Origin of the sequence: Psychrobacillus sp. NPDC093200 (assembly GCF_050280345.1) — a bacterium.
GTDB classification, from domain to species: Bacteria; Bacillota; Bacilli; order Bacillales_A; family Planococcaceae; genus Psychrobacillus; species Psychrobacillus faecigallinarum.
In genome coordinates this window covers 1,026,012-1,045,123 of sequence record NZ_JBNNVC010000002.1, presented here as the reverse complement: position 1 = coordinate 1,045,123, position 19,112 = coordinate 1,026,012, and the positions used below count along the sequence as shown (strand labels likewise).

General features: G+C 35.4%; 19 protein-coding genes, 1 pseudogene and 1 riboswitch. Of the genes and pseudogenes, 18 read left to right on the top strand and 2 right to left on the bottom strand.

Annotated features, from left to right (window positions below):
* Nucleotides 1-12: 12 nt before the first annotated feature.
* The 3 genes and pseudogenes from sigX to ACQKNZ_RS12955 all read left to right on the top strand — a co-directional run.
* A pseudogene (sigX, locus tag ACQKNZ_RS12965) lies at nucleotides 13-555 on the top strand (RNA polymerase sigma factor SigX); the annotation flags it as partial.
* Nucleotides 548-1,801 carry a hypothetical protein gene (locus ACQKNZ_RS12960; RefSeq protein WP_154310945.1) on the top strand — a complete coding sequence of 418 codons (1,254 nt, stop codon included), beginning with the start codon at nucleotides 548-550 and terminating at the stop codon, nucleotides 1,799-1,801. The pseudogene sigX and the gene ACQKNZ_RS12960, both read left to right, overlap by 8 nt.
* Nucleotides 1,802-2,344: 543 nt before the next feature.
* A riboswitch (FMN riboswitch) is annotated at nucleotides 2,345-2,479 on the top strand.
* A gap of 154 nt (nucleotides 2,480-2,633) precedes the next feature.
* Nucleotides 2,634-3,227, top strand: a complete 594-nt coding sequence (locus ACQKNZ_RS12955) for an ECF transporter S component (RefSeq protein ID WP_144536946.1) — start codon at nucleotides 2,634-2,636, stop codon at nucleotides 3,225-3,227.
* Nucleotides 3,228-3,378: 151 nt separating this feature from the next.
* Here ACQKNZ_RS12955 and ACQKNZ_RS12950 read toward each other — a convergent pair whose 3' ends face one another.
* Nucleotides 3,379-3,627, bottom strand: a complete 249-nt coding sequence (locus tag ACQKNZ_RS12950) for a ferredoxin (protein ID WP_144536944.1) — start codon at nucleotides 3,625-3,627, stop codon at nucleotides 3,379-3,381.
* Between the two features lie 111 nt (nucleotides 3,628-3,738).
* Here ACQKNZ_RS12950 and ACQKNZ_RS12945 point away from each other — a divergent pair, with 111 nt between their 5' ends.
* From ACQKNZ_RS12945 to ACQKNZ_RS12915, 7 genes are all read left to right on the top strand, one after another.
* Entirely contained in the window at nucleotides 3,739-4,773 is a 1,035-nt protein-coding gene (locus ACQKNZ_RS12945) for a helix-turn-helix domain-containing protein (protein WP_144536942.1), read from the top strand.
* A complete protein-coding gene (locus ACQKNZ_RS12940; protein ID WP_144536940.1) occupies nucleotides 4,766-6,175 on the top strand; it encodes a RecQ family ATP-dependent DNA helicase in 1,410 nt (469 codons plus the stop codon). Before ACQKNZ_RS12945 ends, ACQKNZ_RS12940 begins: the two co-directional genes overlap by 8 nt.
* A 77-nt stretch (nucleotides 6,176-6,252) precedes the next feature.
* Nucleotides 6,253-6,885 (top strand): LysM peptidoglycan-binding domain-containing protein, encoded by a 633-nt coding sequence (locus ACQKNZ_RS12935; RefSeq protein WP_154310943.1) that lies wholly within the window; start codon nucleotides 6,253-6,255, stop codon nucleotides 6,883-6,885.
* Nucleotides 6,886-6,958: 73 nt separating this feature from the next.
* Entirely contained in the window at nucleotides 6,959-7,591 is a 633-nt protein-coding gene (locus tag ACQKNZ_RS12930; RefSeq protein ID WP_144536936.1) for a CBS domain-containing protein, read from the top strand.
* Between the two features lie 172 nt (nucleotides 7,592-7,763).
* The gene (locus ACQKNZ_RS12925) at nucleotides 7,764-8,528 is read left to right on the top strand and encodes a metallophosphoesterase (RefSeq protein WP_342578512.1); all 765 of its coding nucleotides are present in this window, start codon (nucleotides 7,764-7,766) and stop codon (nucleotides 8,526-8,528) included.
* Nucleotides 8,529-8,559: 31 nt separating this feature from the next.
* Nucleotides 8,560-9,528 carry a YpdA family putative bacillithiol disulfide reductase gene (locus ACQKNZ_RS12920; RefSeq protein ID WP_144536932.1) on the top strand — a complete coding sequence of 323 codons (969 nt, stop codon included), beginning with the start codon at nucleotides 8,560-8,562 and terminating at the stop codon, nucleotides 9,526-9,528.
* A gap of 62 nt (nucleotides 9,529-9,590) precedes the next feature.
* Complete coding sequence (locus ACQKNZ_RS12915; protein ID WP_427660026.1) at nucleotides 9,591-9,899, top strand: hypothetical protein; 309 nt, start codon at nucleotides 9,591-9,593, stop codon at nucleotides 9,897-9,899.
* A 193-nt stretch (nucleotides 9,900-10,092) separates the two neighbouring features.
* Here ACQKNZ_RS12915 and ACQKNZ_RS12910 read toward each other — a convergent pair whose 3' ends face one another.
* Entirely contained in the window at nucleotides 10,093-11,073 is a 981-nt protein-coding gene (locus ACQKNZ_RS12910) for an asparaginase (protein WP_144536928.1), read from the bottom strand.
* A gap of 79 nt (nucleotides 11,074-11,152) precedes the next feature.
* Between ACQKNZ_RS12910 and prsW the strand changes: the two genes are divergently transcribed.
* The 8 genes from prsW to der all read left to right on the top strand — a co-directional run bounded on the left by prsW (nucleotide 11,153) and on the right by der (nucleotide 19,100).
* On the top strand, nucleotides 11,153-11,848 hold the full coding sequence (gene prsW / locus ACQKNZ_RS12905; protein WP_144536926.1) for a glutamic-type intramembrane protease PrsW: 696 nt from the start codon (nucleotides 11,153-11,155) through the stop codon (nucleotides 11,846-11,848).
* Nucleotides 11,849-12,346: 498 nt separating this feature from the next.
* Complete coding sequence (gene sleB, locus ACQKNZ_RS12900) at nucleotides 12,347-13,081, top strand: spore cortex-lytic enzyme (RefSeq protein WP_225216089.1); 735 nt, start codon at nucleotides 12,347-12,349, stop codon at nucleotides 13,079-13,081.
* A 9-nt stretch (nucleotides 13,082-13,090) separates the two neighbouring features.
* Entirely contained in the window at nucleotides 13,091-14,374 is a 1,284-nt protein-coding gene (locus ACQKNZ_RS12895) for a PepSY1/2 domain-containing protein (RefSeq protein WP_144536922.1), read from the top strand.
* Nucleotides 14,375-14,446: 72 nt separating this feature from the next.
* Entirely contained in the window at nucleotides 14,447-15,094 is a 648-nt protein-coding gene (locus ACQKNZ_RS12890; protein WP_144536920.1) for a flagellar brake protein, read from the top strand.
* 77 nt (nucleotides 15,095-15,171) lie between these two features.
* Complete coding sequence (gene cmk / locus ACQKNZ_RS12885) at nucleotides 15,172-15,843, top strand: (d)CMP kinase (RefSeq protein WP_144536918.1); 672 nt, start codon at nucleotides 15,172-15,174, stop codon at nucleotides 15,841-15,843.
* Entirely contained in the window at nucleotides 15,844-16,431 is a 588-nt protein-coding gene (locus ACQKNZ_RS12880) for a lysophospholipid acyltransferase family protein (RefSeq protein WP_340844375.1), read from the top strand.
* Nucleotides 16,432-16,524: 93 nt separating this feature from the next.
* Nucleotides 16,525-17,667 carry a 30S ribosomal protein S1 gene (gene rpsA, locus ACQKNZ_RS12875; protein ID WP_154310939.1) on the top strand — a complete coding sequence of 381 codons (1,143 nt, stop codon included), beginning with the start codon at nucleotides 16,525-16,527 and terminating at the stop codon, nucleotides 17,665-17,667.
* 122 nt (nucleotides 17,668-17,789) lie between these two features.
* On the top strand, nucleotides 17,790-19,100 hold the full coding sequence (gene der, locus ACQKNZ_RS12870) for a ribosome biogenesis GTPase Der (RefSeq protein WP_144536913.1): 1,311 nt from the start codon (nucleotides 17,790-17,792) through the stop codon (nucleotides 19,098-19,100).
* Nucleotides 19,101-19,112 lie beyond the last annotated feature (12 nt).

The window sequence follows — 19,112 nt, the reverse complement described above, 5'->3', positions numbered from 1 at the left end:
AAGAACGGGGGGAGCATTATGAATGACTCCGTTTTCCACCGCTTGTATGATACCTATCATCAAGACGTTTTTCAGTTTTTGATCTATCTAGTTAAAGATAGACAAACTGCGGAAGACTTGGTCCAGGAGGTTTATGTTCGTGTTCTAAGAGCTTACAGTAAATTTGAGGGAAAAAGCTCCGAGAAAACATGGTTATTTTCAATTGCAAAAAATGTAGCTATTGATCATTTTCGAAAGCATTCCGTTAGAAAGAAAAGAATGTTTGATGCTTTTGACTGGGAATCTACACAGCTTGCATCAAAAGACATGTTGCCGGAGGATTTTACTGTTTTAAATGATGAAATGAAAGCCTTGCTACTAGCTTTAGATACATGTACTGGAGATCAGAAAATGGTAGTCATTATGAGATATTTTCAAGAGCTGTCCATTGCTGAAACCGCACAAGTATTAAATTGGACAGAAGGTAAGGTAAAGACTACTCAGCATAGAGCTATTAAATCACTTCGAGAAAAATTATCTGATAAACAAAAGGAGGGTAATGTTTTACATGAGTAATCAAGAAGAAAAGAATAAAGCGTTAGATGAGCTCTTACACAACATGCCCAAGTTCACAGATAATCGTTCGAAGGATGAAGTATACAATCGAGTGAAGTTAGAAATGGATTCTTCCGATTTAAATAAAGTCATACGAAATAATAAATGGTTTTCTAAATGGATGCCACTTTTAGTGTCTGTTGCTTCTGTTTTGTTGTTAACGTTCTTAATTTCTTCATACTTGGGCACAAGTAGTGAAAAATCTGCAATCCAGCAACAGGCTACAGACAAATCGGACATGTTGAGAACGTTGGACGTTGCTCCTGCCTCTGAGGTAGAAACAACAGAGGGCGGAATGGAAGCCAAGGAAGATGCGGCTATAGAAAATTCAAATGATGTAGTCAATTCTTTAGCTGTCGAAAGTGAATTAGTGCCAGTTCAAGCCTTTAACAACGCTAGAACTGTATATGAAGATGATTTAAATGATGGAATTCCATTTCATTTTTCTGTAACAGAAGGGGCAGAAGCTTACCCAATCACAATAATTATACCTAAGGATAAAATAAACGAAGATTTTACTGACGGATTGCCAAATAGTCTTCAGTTATATGAAAAATATGCAAGCACTATAGATGAATCTGCTCTAGGGTTCGAGGAATATTTGCCCTTGCAAGGTAATTTAGTTTCAGATGGCGATACGCTTCAACACTATTTACCTAAAGGGCATGGTTATGATGCTGCTTCAGCTACTTCCGGAGTGTATACTGATACAATCCGTCATATTTTTACGGATTTTTCCTTCCTGGAACGATTAAGTGAGGATGGCACAGCTATCAATTGGGACCAAGTAGGAGTAATAGGGAAAAAGGAATTGGCAAGCGGAAACAAAGAACGAATGTATTTTAAACACACAATGAATAGCGGACTGACATTCCTTGTTCCAAAGGATGCTAAGTTTGAGAATGCTTTTAAAGATATGCCAAAATCAGCAAATGATCTTTATACGACTGTTGTACCGAAAGATGTTAGTTATGAGGTATCAGAGGAAGGCAACACGGTTGTAATAACATTTGACGAAGCATTAGATTTGGCAACATTGGAATATGAAGATTCTATTCTTATGATTGAAGCCTTTACATTAACAGCTGCAAGCTTCGATAAAACAGTTCGTCTAGAAAATGTTGTACAGAAGCAATGGGATCGATTTGATTTGACAGCTACTTTACCAATCCCAATTGGCCCTAATGGGTACATGATGAACTACTGAATAATAAAGAATCGACCTACTAATTAGTCGGTCGATTTTTTTATTGGTTTTTTTATACGAAAAAAGTGTTTTATAACCGGATAGAAAAATTTACGACCGTTCAGACGAGAGTTATAACCGGATAGAAAAATTTATGACTGTTCGGACGAGTTTTATGACCGGATAGAAAAATTTATGACCGTTCGGACGAGAGTTATGACCGGATAGAAAAATTTATGACTGTTCGGACGAGTTTTATAACCGGATAGAAAAATTTATGACAGTTCGGACGAGAGTTATGACCGGATAGAAAAATTTATGACCGTTCGGACGAGATTTATAACCGGATAGAAAAATTTATGACCGTTCAGGCAAGTTTTATAGTCGGAAAGAGTTATTTATTACAGTTATATATAAGGTGAACAAAAAATCACTGTACTTTAATTTCATAAAAAAGGTTCATCTGTTAATATACTTAAATCGAAACAGTTGTATTGCATATATTAATATAGTTTGATAAAATGATTGTAATTCAAGATAATCTTGAATGACAATAAAATATTGATTCATCTTCGGGGCAGGGTGAAATTCCCGATCGGCGGTATTAGAAGAGTTTTTTCTTGAGCCCGCGAGCCGTAAAAGGCAGGATTTGGTTAAATTCCAAAGCCGACAGTATAGTCTGGATGGGAGAAGGTGAAGGTGCAGTCGTTTTTCGTATGCTCTTATACGGATACGCTTATTTAAGTGTACCTTTTTCTCCTTTAAGCTTTATTTGCTTAAGGGATTTTTTGAGTATTGATAACGAACTGAACCTTTCTTCTTGTGGAGTGAATCGCAAAAGGAGAGAGGATTTATGGCAAAAAGTAAGACGCGAATGCTTATTGCAATCGCAATGCTAAGTAGTATTTCTTTCGTTTTAATGCTGCTTGCATTTCCGTTACCAGTTTTACCAGCTTATTTGAAAATTGACTTCAGTGATATCCCAGCGTTAATTGCTGCTATCACAATGGGGCCAGTTGCAGGAATCATTGTAGCTTTCATGAAAAACGTACTAGATTGGTTCTTTTCAGGAAGTCCCACAGGCGTTCCAGTCGGTCATATGGCTAACTTCGCAACTAGTATTTTGTTTTTGACACCTGTTTATGTCATTTATCGTAAAGTTTCTTCCTCTAAAGGGATTGCTTACGGCTTAGGCGTCGGGACAGTTTGTATGGCTCTTGGTATGAGCCTGTTAAATTATTACGTTTTCTTACCAATGTATTCGTACTTTTTAAACTTCCCAGCGGAAACAGGAACAGCTTTATTTAATTCTATCATTTACGGTATTTTACCGTTTAATCTGATAAAAGGTATTATAGTTACAATTGTTATGGTTGTTCTATTTAAACGATTGAAGCCTATACTAGACAAGGTGAGCGAGTCGTTTAAAGTTCCAAATATAAATTAAAGATATGTATGACTGCTGGCAAACTAGACAATTTCTAGTTTGTCTGCGGTTTTTATTTTTTTGTAGGTATAGCATTAACCTGCCACTTAAGTTTATAGAAATATAAAAAGCCAAGAAAAATGAGCTAGTCATCCTTCTTGGCATTAATATACTATTCAAATTTTAGAGCGTCGCCTTCAAATGATTCTTCAGCAACTTTAATGGAATCGGTAGGGCAGCCTTCAAATGCATCCTCCATGTCCTCCATCAGTTCCTCTGGAACTTCCGTTGTTCCCGTGTTATCATCTAAAATAACAAAGGCAATACCTTCATCGTCATAGTCATATATGTCTGGAGCAGCTGCTCCGCAAGCTCCGCATGCGATACACGTATCTTTATCTACTATAGTATATTTTGCCATTAGTATATTCTCTCCTTTAATTCTACTTATAAGAATTAGCTATCTTATTCATTCTAAAGCTGTTTACGTTTCTTTTCAACAAAAATACTTTCAAACTGTGAGGTATTTAAATTGTATTTTAGCCAACTATTACTAAATATTATTCAAAAATTTAATGGGGAACGGTCAGCAATGGCTTCCTTTTACTTATTAAAAGGGAAAAAATCTGGACAAACCATTCAAGATGTCACTTATTTTAATCTACATCGTTTTTTCTCTATTTATCCGAAGTTAACACAAGAAGAATATAAGCAGCAGTTGTTTAAACTCCAACAAAACAACTGGATTGAAGAGGAAGATTCTCTACTAAGGATTAGTCATAAAGGTTTAAAACAGTTAACTGGATATACAGAACCTTTGTTTAATGGCTGGGAGCTAAGGGGAAACGAAAAATTGTTCTGGTCAAGATTAGAATTAGTAGTCCAAACACTATCTTATTTTAATAAAAATGAAACTAGATTTATTCCCAATCAAAAAGATTATTCGGTTCACCAGTTTGTGAAAGATTACTTACGAGGGAGAGACTATAAATCATCAACATTTCAAAAGGACTTTAAAAGTCAGTTAGAGCATTTACTTCAAATTGCTGAGTTACAGGAAATACATCGTATACTATTAGTCTATCGAATGAGCGGTTATCACATTAGTGGGCTCACATGGGAGCAATTAGCACTGGAGTGTGGAGAATCTATTATAGATATGAAGCTTCAATTTGTAGAAGCGTTGCATATTGTCTTAGATAACATCAATCAAGAAAGTCATCCAGATTTAATAGGTTTAACAAAAGAGATTTTTGTACATAGTCCTTTAACACAATCCGCTTTAAAGACCGAACAGCTTTTAAAGGAAGGTTACTCTATCCAAGATATCGCTGCCCTAAGATCTTTAAAAGCAAATACAATCGAAGATCACTTAATAGAAATAGCAGCAGCTGATCGAAGTTTATCTTTGACATCATTTATATTGAACGACCAAATAAAAAAAGTGCTAGAATTCTCCAATAAACATCAAACCAAAAAATTGAGGTTAATTCGCGAGAACATACCTGAGTTAAGCTATTTTCAAATTAGACTGGCTTTAGCTAAAGGGGAGAAAGAAAATGGATGAACTTCAACACATTCTTCAAACAAGGTTTGGATATAAAGATTTTAGAGAAGGACAGAGGGAAATAATCGAAAAAGTCCTAGCTGGAGAGGATGTAGTAGCTATTTTGCCCACTGGGATGGGTAAATCGTTGCTGTTCCAGCTACCAGCATATTTAAAGAATGGAGCGGTGCTAATAGTATCCCCTTTGCTTTCTTTAATGCAGGACCAGGTAGAGCAGTTAAAAATGATGGGAGAAAAAAGAGTAGTGGCCATCAATTCATTTTTATCCTTCGAGCAAAGAGAAAAGGCGTTATCTGGTTTACAAAATTATAAATTTATTTTTACATCACCTGAAATGTTACAGAATGAGCGTTTTCAAAGAAGGTTAGCTAGTTTAAATTTAGCTTTTATAGTTGCTGATGAAGCGCATTGTATTTCCCAGTGGGGATTTGATTTCCGACCTGATTATTTAAGGATCTCTGAGTCGCTTAAATCGTTAAGAAAGGCAAATGTGCTAGCCTTAACTGCTACAGCCACAAAGGAAGTTGTAAAAGATATAAAAACTACCTTGTTAATGGAACAGCCATTTGAATATATTCATTCCTTGGATCGTCCTTATATTGCTTACGAAGCACATGAGGTGGAGAGCCAAAAAGAAAAGGTAGAATGGATATTAAATAGGATTACTAGCACTACTGGACCTGGTATATTATATAGTCAGTCGAGGAAAAAAACTGAATTTTATACAGAAGAGTTACAAAAAAAGGGCATCAGAGTCGCTTATTATCATTCTAAAATGGATCAAGATGACCGTATTCTCATTCAGCAACAGTTCCAACAAGGCCATTTAGATTGGATTTGTGCTACGAATGCTTTTGGAATGGGTATACATAAGGATAATATTAGACAAATTATACATGATCATATACCAACCTCCGTTGCCAATTATATGCAAGAGGTTGGACGGGCAGGTAGAGACGGAAAACAGTCCATTGCCTCCATTCTTTATATGTTATCCGATGTAGAACAAGCTTATTTTGTTGCGATGCAGGATTTTCCCGACGAACAGGATATTATCCTTGCATATCAGACCAATGAAAATCAGGTGCAGTTATCTGAAACAACGGAAAGAATTTTAGATTATTGGAAAATGGTATTGTCAACAGAGGAAACTATAGAACTGTTTAAGAATATTCGACAAAAAAAATGGATAGAAATTCAAAGCTTGTACACGCTATTACAAAATGAGAATTGTATTAGGGAACAGGTAATTGCCTATTTCGATCAAAAGCTGATAGACAAGCCTTTAAATTGCTGTTCAAAATGTTCTTTAAATCTTCAAGAGTTATTTCATTTACACGATAAACCCCTTATCCATGCTACAGTATTAGATTGGAAAAGTAGATTAGGAAGTATCCTATAATACTTAACAACATTTACATTTTCAACAAAATTCGTCATAATAGTAGTAGATAAGTGGAAGAATGGAGTTTGACTAATATGAGTAAAGATGATTATCAAAAAAAGATTGACGAACATAGACAGTCCATTGGTGTAGAGAGTGAAGCAACTGAATTGAGAAGAAGTAGAAGAAATCCACCAGGTAAAAAGAAAAAGAAAAAGAATATACTCATCCCATCCTTGTTTTTTATATTTATCTTATTGCCTGCAAGTGTTTTGATTTATGTACAATTTTTTTATCAACCAGAAAGCGAAGCCTCAACTGAAGACGAAGGAATCATACAGGTTGTTACTAAGCCAATTTCGAATTTGAACAGCAGCAGTGAAGAAGAGGAAGAAAAAGAAGAGGCAAACGAAACGGAAAAAAATCAAACTTCAGAAGCAGAGAAGCCAGAAGATACAACAGAAGTGCCTCAATCAACTCCAGCCCCTCCGGCAGTTGAACCTAAAGAAAAGGAGGAGGCAGCAACACCAGCACCAACTCAGCCTAAAAAAGAAACTGTACAAGAACCAAAAAAAGACGCGAAAACTCATATAGTTAAGGGTAATGAAACATTATATCGAATCGCGATGAACTACTACAATAATCCAGAAGCAGTCGAAAAGATAAAAGCTGCAAATGGACTAGCTTCCAATGAAATTTATGAAGGACAAAAATTAATTCTGCCATAATCACAAGTTGGAAGGATAAATTCACTTTTTATAGAATATATAGGTATAGACCGTTTTGGAAAGAGGTGTTTGTATGTTTGTAAAAAGTGTAATGATACCAAAGGAAAAATGCTTAACTATTAAAGGCAATGCTTCAGTTTTGGACGCTTTAAATGAACTAGAGGCAAAGGATATTGATGCATTACCAATTATTGAGGATGGAAAGTATAAGGGGATGTTTAACAAGTACCTTTTATACAAGGCGTTCTTTTATAGCAACACAGATAAAGATACTTTTTTGAAACAAACAAAGGTATCTGATGTTGTAACAAGGGAAGATACATTTGTTCAAACTAGTGATGTGTTTGAACAGGCTTTTATGAAGCTATATGATTTTCCAATTTTAGCAGTAGTAGAAGATGAGAAGTTCTTAGGCATAGTCACACGCTATGACACAATTCATCAGTTTAAAAGTGCATTTGGTATGAATACAAAGGGCACTCGAATTGCCTTTACTTCTGTAGAATCTGAAGGAAGAATTCTGAAAATGTCCGACATTTTGCATAAGTATCACACTTCTGTAATTTCGCTAGTAACATTTGATGAAACTGACAAGCTAGTGCGCCGAATAGTTCTTAAAATTGACAATGAGCAAAAATTAGATCGAATTATTCAAGACTTAGAAAAGTCAGGTTTTCGAGTGTTACATATTGATAAAGATGAGTAATATAATCAATATAACGAATGGTTTAAGGACAGGGATAAAATCCCTGTCTTTTTGCTTGAAAGATAATATAGTCATGCTGAAGCTATAGCTGATACCTCTCGTGTTTCCCCATTTGCTTTTCGGGGTAGATATAGGCGCTTGTGCTTTTTTTATAATGGTTAGGGGGGATTTAATGTTGTATATAGTAATAACAGTTTTGGTATTGTGCTTGCTTCTTTTCACATATATGCTCTTTTTAGCATTTCAAACGAATGTCAAAGAACATAGTCTCTGTGTAAAAGAAATACCTAAAGGAGAGCAATTCCATATATTTTTTATATCTGACATTCACCGTCGGAAAATTAAAGATGAACTCATCCACAGTATTATCGGAAAGGTGGATGTAGTAGTTATTGGTGGAGACCTCACGGAAAAAGGAGTACCATTGAATCGGACAGAATTCAATTTAAAGCAATTAAAAAAGCTTGGCCCTGTTTTTTATGTTTATGGTAATAACGACCGAGAAGTCGGAGAAAGTAACTTATTAACTTTGTTCGAATCCCTTGATATTCATATTTTGAACAATAGTTCTGTAGTTCTTTCTAATCTAAATCCTTCCTTGCGATTAGTAGGTATTAATGATGGCTTTGTCGGAAAAGTAAATATAGCAGAAGCCTTCGAGGATGTAAAAGAAGAGGATATCTTAATTTTTGTAACACATGCACCAGCATTCTTTCATGCGGCTCAAAAAATAAGTAACCCACGATTAATGTTGGCTGGACATTTACATGGCGGTCAAATTCGTATTGGTCCTTTAGGGATATATGAAAAGGGTAGTTTTAGATTGAAGGAAAATAAAGCAGAGTTAATAAGCAATGGGTTTGGTACTACAGGCGTACCGCTGCGTCTTGGTGCTAAACCAGAATGCCATATCATTACTCTTAAAGGTTGTAAATGATTAGTAAAAAGTAAGAAAGGAAGTTTTGTACTTGGAACAAATTATTGATGTAGTAGTAGTTGGAGGAGGACCTTGTGGAATTTCTGCAGCAATTTCCACACAAGAGTTAGGATTAAAAACGCTCATTATAGAAAAGGGTAACATTGTAAATGCGATATATAATTATCCAACCCATCAAACTTTCTTTAGTACCAGTGAAAAGCTTGCCATTGGAAATGTACCGTTTATCGTAGAGGAAAGAAAACCAAAAAGAAATCAAGCCTTGGTTTATTATCGCGAAGTAGTAAAACGTAAAAATATTCAAGTTAATAAATATGAGCATGTAAAAAATGTGGAAAAAGCTTCAAATCATTTTGTCATTACAACTTCTAAGGGCTCTTATAAAGCGAAAAATGTTATTATCGCTACGGGATATTATGATCATCCAAATTATATGGGTATTCCTGGAGAAAAACTGCCAAAAGTATTCCATTATTTTAAGGAAGGGCACCCTTACTTTGCCCAAAATGTTTTGGTGATAGGGGGCAAAAACTCAGCTATCGATGCTGCACTTGAACTCAATAAGGCGGGCGCGCATGTGACAGTAGTGTACCGTCAAGGGCAATATTCACAAAGTATTAAGCCTTGGGTTCTACCAGAATTTGAAGGCTGTGTACGTAATAATGAAGTAAATATGCACTTCAATACGGAAGTTATGGCTATAAATGATGATAGTGTAACTTTAAAGGGTCCAGACGGTGAATTTACGATTGAAAACGACTTTGTTTTCGCTATGACAGGTTATCATCCAGATCATTCATTTATAGAAAAGATGGGTGTAGCAATAGATGCCACTTCCGGTAAACCCTTTCACAACCCGGATACGATGGAGACTAATGTAGAGGGGATTTTTATAGCTGGAGTAATCGCTGCGGGCAATAATGCAAATGAAATTTTTATAGAAAACGGTCGATTTCATGGAGAACAAATTGCTACAGAAATAAAGAGAAAAGCTTTGTAAGAAAGTGCGCATGTGAATAAACAAACATCTGTTAAAACTGTCTTCTATAAAGGAGTTTCTAAATGATTGAAATTATTACCGATGTACATAATCTGGAAGGTACTTGTTATATAGAGATATTACCTGATATATATAAAGGGGAATGCTGGAATACTTCTTCTATTTATTTCACAGAAGAGAACTTTAGCTATATGCTGCCCGTCTTCGAGAAGTGCTGTAAAGAATTTGATTATTACGCATTCAATGAAATTGATATAGATACGTGGAAAGTGATTTCTTTCGAATTAGAACAACTAAAAATATTTTTAACTGAAAAACCTATTAAAATTAGCTTGAAAGAAGTATTGGGTTTTCCATTTGTTTATTCCTAAAAAGAATTTATGGAAAACTATGATACAAATAGTGCGCAACTTATTACAATGATTACTCAATTTCAATTATGGATACAGAAAAAAAGTTTAGTAACAAGTTTTATCTCTGTTTTAGGTATATAAATAAAAGAACATATTATTTAACAAAAAGAAGAAAGCAAAATAGCTTTCTTCTTTTTGTTAAAAACTATAGCTATTTCTCTTGTCTACTAAATATACTATGTAGAGCTTGCTCAGGGTTCAGATGGTTTAAGGCGATCAGGAGAGCTAGTCGAGCTTTTTGCCCGTTTAGACCTTGAGCGAAAATCACCCCACGCTCCTTCAATCCTTTTCCTCCACCTACATATCCATATACGTCCTGCGCAATGCCATTAAAGCATCTTGACACTAAAACAATGGGTATATTCTTTTCTAAAATATCATGGATAACGGGTACTAAGCTTGGTGGAACATTACCTTGACCCAATCCCTCTAGAACAATACCATCAAACCCTAAGTTAACCGATGCCTCAAGAAGATCAGGCTCCATTCCTGCATATACCTTAAACAGAGCAACCCTTTTGTTAATTTGTTGAATCGGAAATATTGGTTGATGATTAGGTGAATGATGAAAATACACAATAGACTTAGAGATAAATCCTATAGGTCCATACTGAGGACTCTGAAATGTACTTACATTGCTAGCATGTGTTTTCGTTACGTTCTCGGCTGTATGTATTTCGTCATTTAATACTACTAATACGCCTTTACCTTGTGCATCATCTGATGAAGCTACTTGTATAGCAGCTACTAAATTGTATAAACCATCCGATCCTATTTCGTTTGCCGATCTCATAGCTCCAGTAAGTACGATGGGAATAGTGGTTCCAATGGTCAAATCTAAAAAATAGGCCGTTTCCTCTAATGTATCGGTTCCGTGTGTAATAACTACTCCATCAATATTTCCTTCTTGAATGTATTGATCAATTAATTGTTTAAGTCGTAACATTTCAAAAGGGGTAATATGTGGTGATGGGAGATTAAAGATTTCAGTTTCTATAATATTTGCAAAGCCCTTTAGTTTTTCTGCCTCCACCATAAGTGGATTTTTTTCGGACGGCATCACAGCACCTGTATCTACATTTACTTGCATAGAAATAGTACCGCCTGTATGGATGAGTAAAATTGTTTTCAATTATATAACCTCCAATTTTTTTACAAAATGATTAGAAATTATTGTATACTATTATTAGTAATGTGGAAGGAGTAAGAAAATGTTCGTACTACTTTCCTGTGCAATAGCACCGGCTCTTGCGCTTTTAAGTTATTTCTATCTTCGAAAAGAAATTTCGAAAGAACCTTCAAGACTTTTGTTACATACTTTTATTTATGGTGCTATATTAACATTTCCAATTATGTTTATTCAGCACGTTCTAACTGAGGAGCATTTGTTTGATACTCTATTTTTACGCAATGTTTTAGTGACAAGCGCTTTAGAGGAATTTTTTAAATGGTTGATTTTAATGGTAGCCTTATACAACCACATTGACTTTGATGATCCATATGACGGAATTCTATACGGAGCAAGTGTTTCTCTTGGATTTGCCACGGTAGAGAATATCCTTTACCTCTTAAACTTCGGAATGGACGAAGCTTTTTTAAGAGCATTACTTCCCGTTTCGAGTCATGCATTATTTGGGGTTGTCATGGGATTTTATATTGGAAGAGCTAAATTTACTTCTACCAAAAAAATAAAATATGAGGTTTTTTATGCATTAGCTGCCCCATTGTTTCTACACATAATTTATAATAGCATACTAACCTTCACAGGGTTAGAAATATTGTTAATGGTACCGTTTATGCTGTTTTTATGGATTTTTGGCCTGTCGAAAGTAAAGCAGGCACATATCTTATCACGTAGAACAAGATTTGAAAAGCACGAATATTTTATAAGGGAAGATACAAATTAGTTCATATCACAATGATTCACTAACAAAACTTTGGTGGAATAAATTTATATCAACAAGATGGATCTTGACTATTAGTCATGATCCATTTTTATTTTAGGGATATTAGCGTTGTGTGAATGTGAGGATTTTTGAGAAGCTGATAGAATTTTTAATCAGTTATCCATCATCAATATCATTACTACTAAAATTGGAGATAAATTTTAATATAAAAAAGTCCAATTTCTTAATTTAAAATTTAGAAATTGGACTTTTTTAGTTACTCAAGAATTCATAGAATGCGCCTGTTGTAAATGAAAATCATCGATTAAGAAGTAAGCAAATACAATAAAACTATAAACTCCGAATATAAGATAATTTATCTCTTACTAAAAGACTCCTTTTTAAAAGTTAATATGTATAAACTAATCCAGTTTATCCAAGCTAGTTAAAAAGGAGAGATGTCATATGAAACAGATTAAATACATCCTAATTGGCTTAATATTTTGTACAGCCAGTTATATGTTGTTAACTAAAGAACAAACAACTCAAGCATTCTCCGAACAAATAGTTCAGCGGGGAGCATATGGGGACGATGTAATCGAATTACAAGCCAGATTACAGTATATAGGCTACTATACCGGTGAAATTGACGGCAAGTTTGGTTATGGAACTTACTGGGCGCTTCGAAACTTTCAAGAGAAGTATGGATTACCGGTCGATGGAATGCTTGGGGAGAGTACTAAATCGAAATTAGTGAAAGCGTCAAAATTTGACAAAGCATATGTACATGAACAAATTAACAAAGGCAAAAGCTTTACTTATTATGGTAACGAGAGTCTAGATAATCAAGTCAAAAATGAAAAACCAGATAGTACTAATATGCAGTTACCACCTGAATATAGTGAAAGGGATTTAAAGCTAATCGCTAACGCAGTTTATGGAGAAGCACGAGGGGAGCCTTATGAAGGGCAAGTTGCAGTAGCTGCAGTAATTCTCAACAGGATAGAGCACCCCGACTTCCCTAATACTGTTAGTGAAGTTATTTTCCAACCATTAGCTTTCACAGCAGTTGCAGATGGGCAAATTTGGTTAGAACCAAATGAACGTGCTAAAGAGGCAGTGTTAGACGCATTAAATGGATGGGATCCATCTGAAAATGCCATCTATTATTTCAACCCAGACACAGCAACTAGTCAATGGATTTGGTCAAGACCGCATATCAAAAAAATCGGACAGCATATTTTTTGCTCATAAGGAGACCATATGAAAAAATTTGGATGGGTAATAGTTATAGCTGCTTTAGCCATATTTGTTGTTTACCATTTTAATGTGCAGGAGCAAAATACAAACCTTAAAAATGCTCTAGCAAGTCAATATTCTAATCAGTTAAACTCTGCTTCAGAAAAGCTCACAGAGTTAAGCGATTCAATCGATGAGACATTAATATTCAAGGATGAAGCATCATTAGATCGTCCGCTACAGGACGTTTGGAGACTTTCTTCCGATATCAGAGCTTCCATCTCGGCATTGCCTATAGACCAAGAGACTTCATCTGGATGGATGAACTATTTAACTCGAATTGGTAATGGAGCAGCTCAAGTACGAGCTGGTAAAGTACCGATTGAAGAGTGGCAAACCAACATGGTAGACGCCCGTGGGAATTTGAGAAGTTTATCAGATCAGTGGGCATTTACCAATCGAGATGATGGAAATAAGGACTATATAGTAACTTCATTTGTCCAAAATAAATTAAGTAAGGAAAGTCAAAAAAATTGGAAATCGCTTGGTGCTTCGGTTAAAGCCTATACAGAAAGTGATTTTCCGATGACAGCGAGTGAAACCGATCAACAAAAGAAAAAGGATTTACAGCATATTTCGGACGAGCCAGTAAGCGTTGAAGATGTAAAAGAAAAATTCGCTAAATTCTTCCCAGAGTTAGCTGATGCAAAAATACATGTTACAGAAAGCGGAAAGGATGCTCCTTATCCTTTTTATCATATTGAATTTCATAAAGGCATTCGTATAGGTTATGCGGATTTCACTAAAAAAGGAGGCCATCTTTTATCTTTCTTAATGGAAAGACCTTTCGATAAAAATTCAATCGATACAGAAAGTATGAAGGAAAAAGCTTTAGCTCAAATGAAGAGGCTTGGATTCGAGGATACTGAGTTGATAGAATTCAGAGAAAATACAATTGCTTGGCATTTAGCATTTGCTCGTAAGGATGCCGAAAATAATGCTATTGTTTATGCGGATGGTGTTCATCTCAAAATAGCTAAAGATAATGGGGAGCTATTAGGTTTAAATGCAATGGAATATATTCAAGAGGAAAAAATAGGTAGTCAAAAAATAGTGCCATTAGACTATAAAGAAATTTTTGCTGATGATTTAAAAATCGAAGAAGAGAAGATGGCATATGTAGAAAATGATGAATTACAGCAACGACTTGCTTACGAATTATTGACTAGAAGCGATAAGATAGGAACTTATAAAGTCTATATCGACGCGGAAACTCACGAGATTCTCCAATCGGAGAAACTGCCTTAAAATAATATATAGAAAAATCCCTCTTTAAGTGTCATAATTAAGTCATTATTACAATTAAAGAGGGTAAAAATTATGCAAATAAAACTAGGTACTAATTTAACACTTGAGCCAACATTCACAGACAAATCCGAAAAATACCGGTGTAAAGTAGTAGATATGGATGATCAGTTTATATATATCGATTATCCTATTGATACAGTTACAAATAAGACAATCGTATTGATAGAGGGTACTCAACTAAGAGCTACATTTATAGAGGAGGCTAAATCAGTATATGCCTTCCCTACAGAGGTGCTAGGTAGAAAGTTGGGGCAAATTCCGATGATAAGACTTCCTTATCCTGAATCCTCTGATTTCATGAAAATTCAACGTCGAAATTTTGTTAGGGTTGTTTCTCCCATAGATATCGCAGTTGAATTTGGAGATGAAAAATACCAATTTGTAACTGATGATATTAGTGCTGGTGGTGTAGCAATTATCATTCCCTTTGACGTGAAATTTAATGCAAATGATGAAGTTTCTCTTATTATTCCCCTACCTTTTAATAATGGAGAAATGAGATACGTTTTTACAACTGCTTTAGTTGTACGTATTTGGGAAAAGGAATCTGTAAAGATTGCATCCCTTCAATTTACCAATACAGATGATTTAGACAAGCAACAAATCGTACGGTTTTGCTTTGAAAGACAGTTGTTATTACGGAAAAAAGGACTAAATTAAAAGTCTGTATTTACAGGCTTTTTTTTTTTGAATCGTAATATGATAAAATATATGCGTATAGAGTGGAGGATAAATTAATGAAACAAATTCAAATTGCAATAGACGGCCCAGCAGCTGCTGGTAAAAGTACAATAGCAAAACAAACAGCTGAATTATTAGGGTATACATATGTAGATACTGGAGCAATGTATCGCGCTATTACGTATAAAGCGCTTGGACTTAACATAGATTTGCAAGATGGGACTAAGCTAACAGAGCTACTGAAAGAAACCTCTATTGAACTTAAGCCTTCTCCAAAGGGACAACTAGTATTCCTAGATCAAGTAGAAGTAACCGAAGAAATACGTTCTAAAGAGGTAACTGCCAACGTTTCCGTCGTAGCTGCTCATGCAAATCTACGGGAAGAAATGGTAAAGAGACAGATAGAAATGGGCAAGCATGGCGGAGTTGTTATGGATGGCCGTGATATAGGAACTCACGTACTGACTAACGCAGAACTTAAAATTTTCATGTCTGCAAGTGTGGAGGAACGAGCAAACAGAAGATTTTTAGAAAATCAAAAAAGAGGAATTCATACAAACCTAGAAGAATTAATGCATGACATAGCTTTAAGAGATAAATTAGACAGCGAAAGGGAAGCATCTCCTTTAGTAAAAGCGAAGGATGCTATTTTCATTGATACTACATCTCTTACTATTAAGGAAGTCTCTAATAAGATTATGCAGCTAGCACAAGAAAGGATGGTATGATTGGAGCTATATTCCTTTGCAAAAACAGTCGTTTTTGCAGTCTTAAAACCGATTTATCGATTTGAAGTGATAGGGTCTGAAAATTTTCCTAAAGAGGGCGGAATCTTGCTTTGTTCTAACCATATAGAAAATCTAGATCCTCCTGTTGTTGGAATCAATGCTCCACGGCCAGTCAATTTTATGGCGAAAGAGGAGCTTTTTAAAATACCTATACTAAAAAGCATACTACCTGGAGTAAGAGCTTTCCCGGTAAAAAGAGGGATGAGCGATCGTGATGCCTTACGTAAAGCGTTAAAGCTTTTAAAAGAGGGAGAGGTTGTTGGACTATTTCCTGAAGGGACAAGAAGTAAAGACGGAAAACTTGGAAAAGGCTTTGCTGGTGCAGGTTTTTTTGCATTGAGAGGAAACGCAAATGTAGTGCCATGTGCCATAATAGGACCCTATAAACCTTTTAAACGTTTAAAAATAGTGTTTGGTGAAGTAATTGATATGGAACCATATAGAGAGAGAAGAGCCTCTGCTGAAGAAGTAACTGAAGTAATAATGGAACAAATTGCTAAGCTAATAGAGCAATATAAAACTAACTGAAATATTAATTTCTATTATAAAAGTGCTTCTTTTTGTATTTCTGTGAAAGTTCGCATAAAATAGAGAAGAGACGTTGTGAAGGAGGAATATCATATGTCAGAAGAAATGAACTTAAACACGCAAGAGTTTAAAGAAGGAGATCTGGTAAAAGCGACGGTTGCACAGGTAGATGAAAAATCTGTGATCGTATCAATTGAAGGTGCACCTTTCGATGGTATAGTTCCAATTAGCGAGCTATCTAGCCTGCATATTGAAAAAGCATCCGACTCCGTTTCCATCGGTGATGAACTAGAACTTATGATTACAAAAGTAGAAGAATCAAACTATGTTCTTTCTAAAAGAAAAGTTGATGCTGAAAAAGCATGGGAAACTTTAGAAAAACAGTTCCAAACCGGAGAAATTATTGAAACAGAAGTTAAAGAGGTTGTAAAAGGTGGACTAGTAGTAGATTTAGGAGTGCGTGGATTCATACCTGCTTCCCTAATTGAAGATTACTTTGTTGAATCCTTTGAAGACTATAAAGGACGAGTTTTAACCTTTAAAATTGTAGAACTTGAAAAAGACAAAAACCGATTAATCCTTTCTCATAAAGCGGTAGTAGAGGACGAAAAGTCGGTAAATAAAAATAAAACACTTGATGCTATAAATCCCGGTGACGTTGTTCCAGGAACAGTGCAAAGATTAGCTTCCTTTGGTGCATTTGTAGATATTGGAGGAGTAGATGGACTTGTTCATATCTCTCAAATATCTCATGAGCACTTAGACAATGTGTCGGACGTGTTAACTGAAGGACAAGAAGTTAAAGTAAAAGTTTTATCTATAGATCGTGATTCGGAAAGAATTTCATTGTCTATTAAAGATACTTTACCTGGCCCTTGGTCTGATTTAGAAGAAAAGGCCTCAAAAGGTTCTGTTTTAACAGGAAAGGTTAGACGTTTAGTTTCTTACGGAGCTTTTGTCGAAGTTTTCCCTGGGGTTGAGGGATTGGTTCACATTTCACAAATTGCTCACCAGCACATAGGTACTCCTCAAGAAGTACTTAAAGAAGGGCAAGAAGTACAGGTGAAGGTGTTAGATGTAAACAGCAAAGAAAAACGTTTGTCACTAAGCATTAAAGAGCTAGTGGAGAACGAAGATAGTTTCAACTTAGCTGATTATCAAATGCCAGAGGAATCCAAGGGCTTCTCTATTAGCGATGTTCTAGGCGACCGCTTAAAGGACTTCACTAACAAATAAGAATAGCTTTTTTTCGTCATAATATGTAACTTATTCAAGCAGGTGACTTCAATAAAGTCGCCTGCTTTTATTATTTTGTTGTATAATACAACTTAGACGAAGTTTGGAAGGATGTAATAGTAATGACAAAACCAGTAGTAGCAATCGTTGGTAGGCCTAATGTAGGTAAATCGACCATATTTAATCGCATTGTAGGAGAACGTGTATCTATCGTGGAGGACATTCCAGGAGTAACACGAGATCGTATATATAGCTCGGCTGATTGGCTTACCCATGAATTCAATATAATCGATACAGGTGGTATCGAATTAAGCGATGAACCATTTTTAGAACAAATTAAACAACAGGCTGAAATTGCAATGGAAGAAGCGGATGTGATTATCTTCTTAACAAATGGTAGAGAAGGAGTCACGGCAGCTGATGAATACGTTGCTAAAATACTTTACAAAACGAAGAAACCTGTTGTGCTAGCAGTAAACAAAATCGACAATCCAGATATGCGTGAAATGCTTTATGACTTTTATACTTTAGGATTAGGCGAACCATTTCCGATTTCCGGTTCTCATGGCTTGGGTCTAGGAGATTTATTGGATGAGGTAGCGAAAAACTTTCCTGATATAGAAGAGCAGGAATATGGTGAGGAAGTTATTAAGTTCTCCCTAATTGGTCGCCCAAATGTAGGGAAATCATCTTTAATCAATGCGTTTTTAGGTCATGAGCGTGTTATTGTTAGTGATATAGCGGGTACAACAAGAGATGCTATTGATACAGAGTACTCTTTTGATGGACAAGATTATGTGATGATCGATACTGCGGGTATGCGCAAAAAAGGGAAAGTGTATGAAACTACTGAGAAATATTCCGTTCTAAGGGCATTAAAAGCAATTGAACGTTCGGATGTCGTCTTAGTTGTTCTAAATGCAGAAGAAGGTATTCAGGAACAAGACAAGAAGATTGCAGGCTATGCTCATGAAGGTGGTAAAGCTGTAATAATTGTTATGAATAAATGGGATGCTATTGAAAAAAATGACAAAACGATGAATGAAATGACAAAATCAATTCGTGAGCATTTCCAATTTTTAGATTATGCCCCAATAGTATTTGTTTCGGCTAAAACAAAACAACGTGTTCACGCACTTTTCCCTGTCATCAATCAAGTAAGCGAAAATCATGCGATGCGTGTACAATCTTCTATCTTAAATGAAGTGATCGAAGATTCAGTTGCTAGAAACCCTGCTCCTACAGATAAGGGTAAAAGATTACGTATTTATTATGCGACACAAGTGGCTATCAAACCACCTACATTTGTTGTATTTGTAAATGAACCTGAGTTAATGCATTTCTCTTATGAAAGATTTTTAGAAAACCGTATTCGTGAATCATTTGATTTTGAAGGTACGCCTATTAAAATTATTACTCGAGCTAGAACTTAAAATAGCATAAAG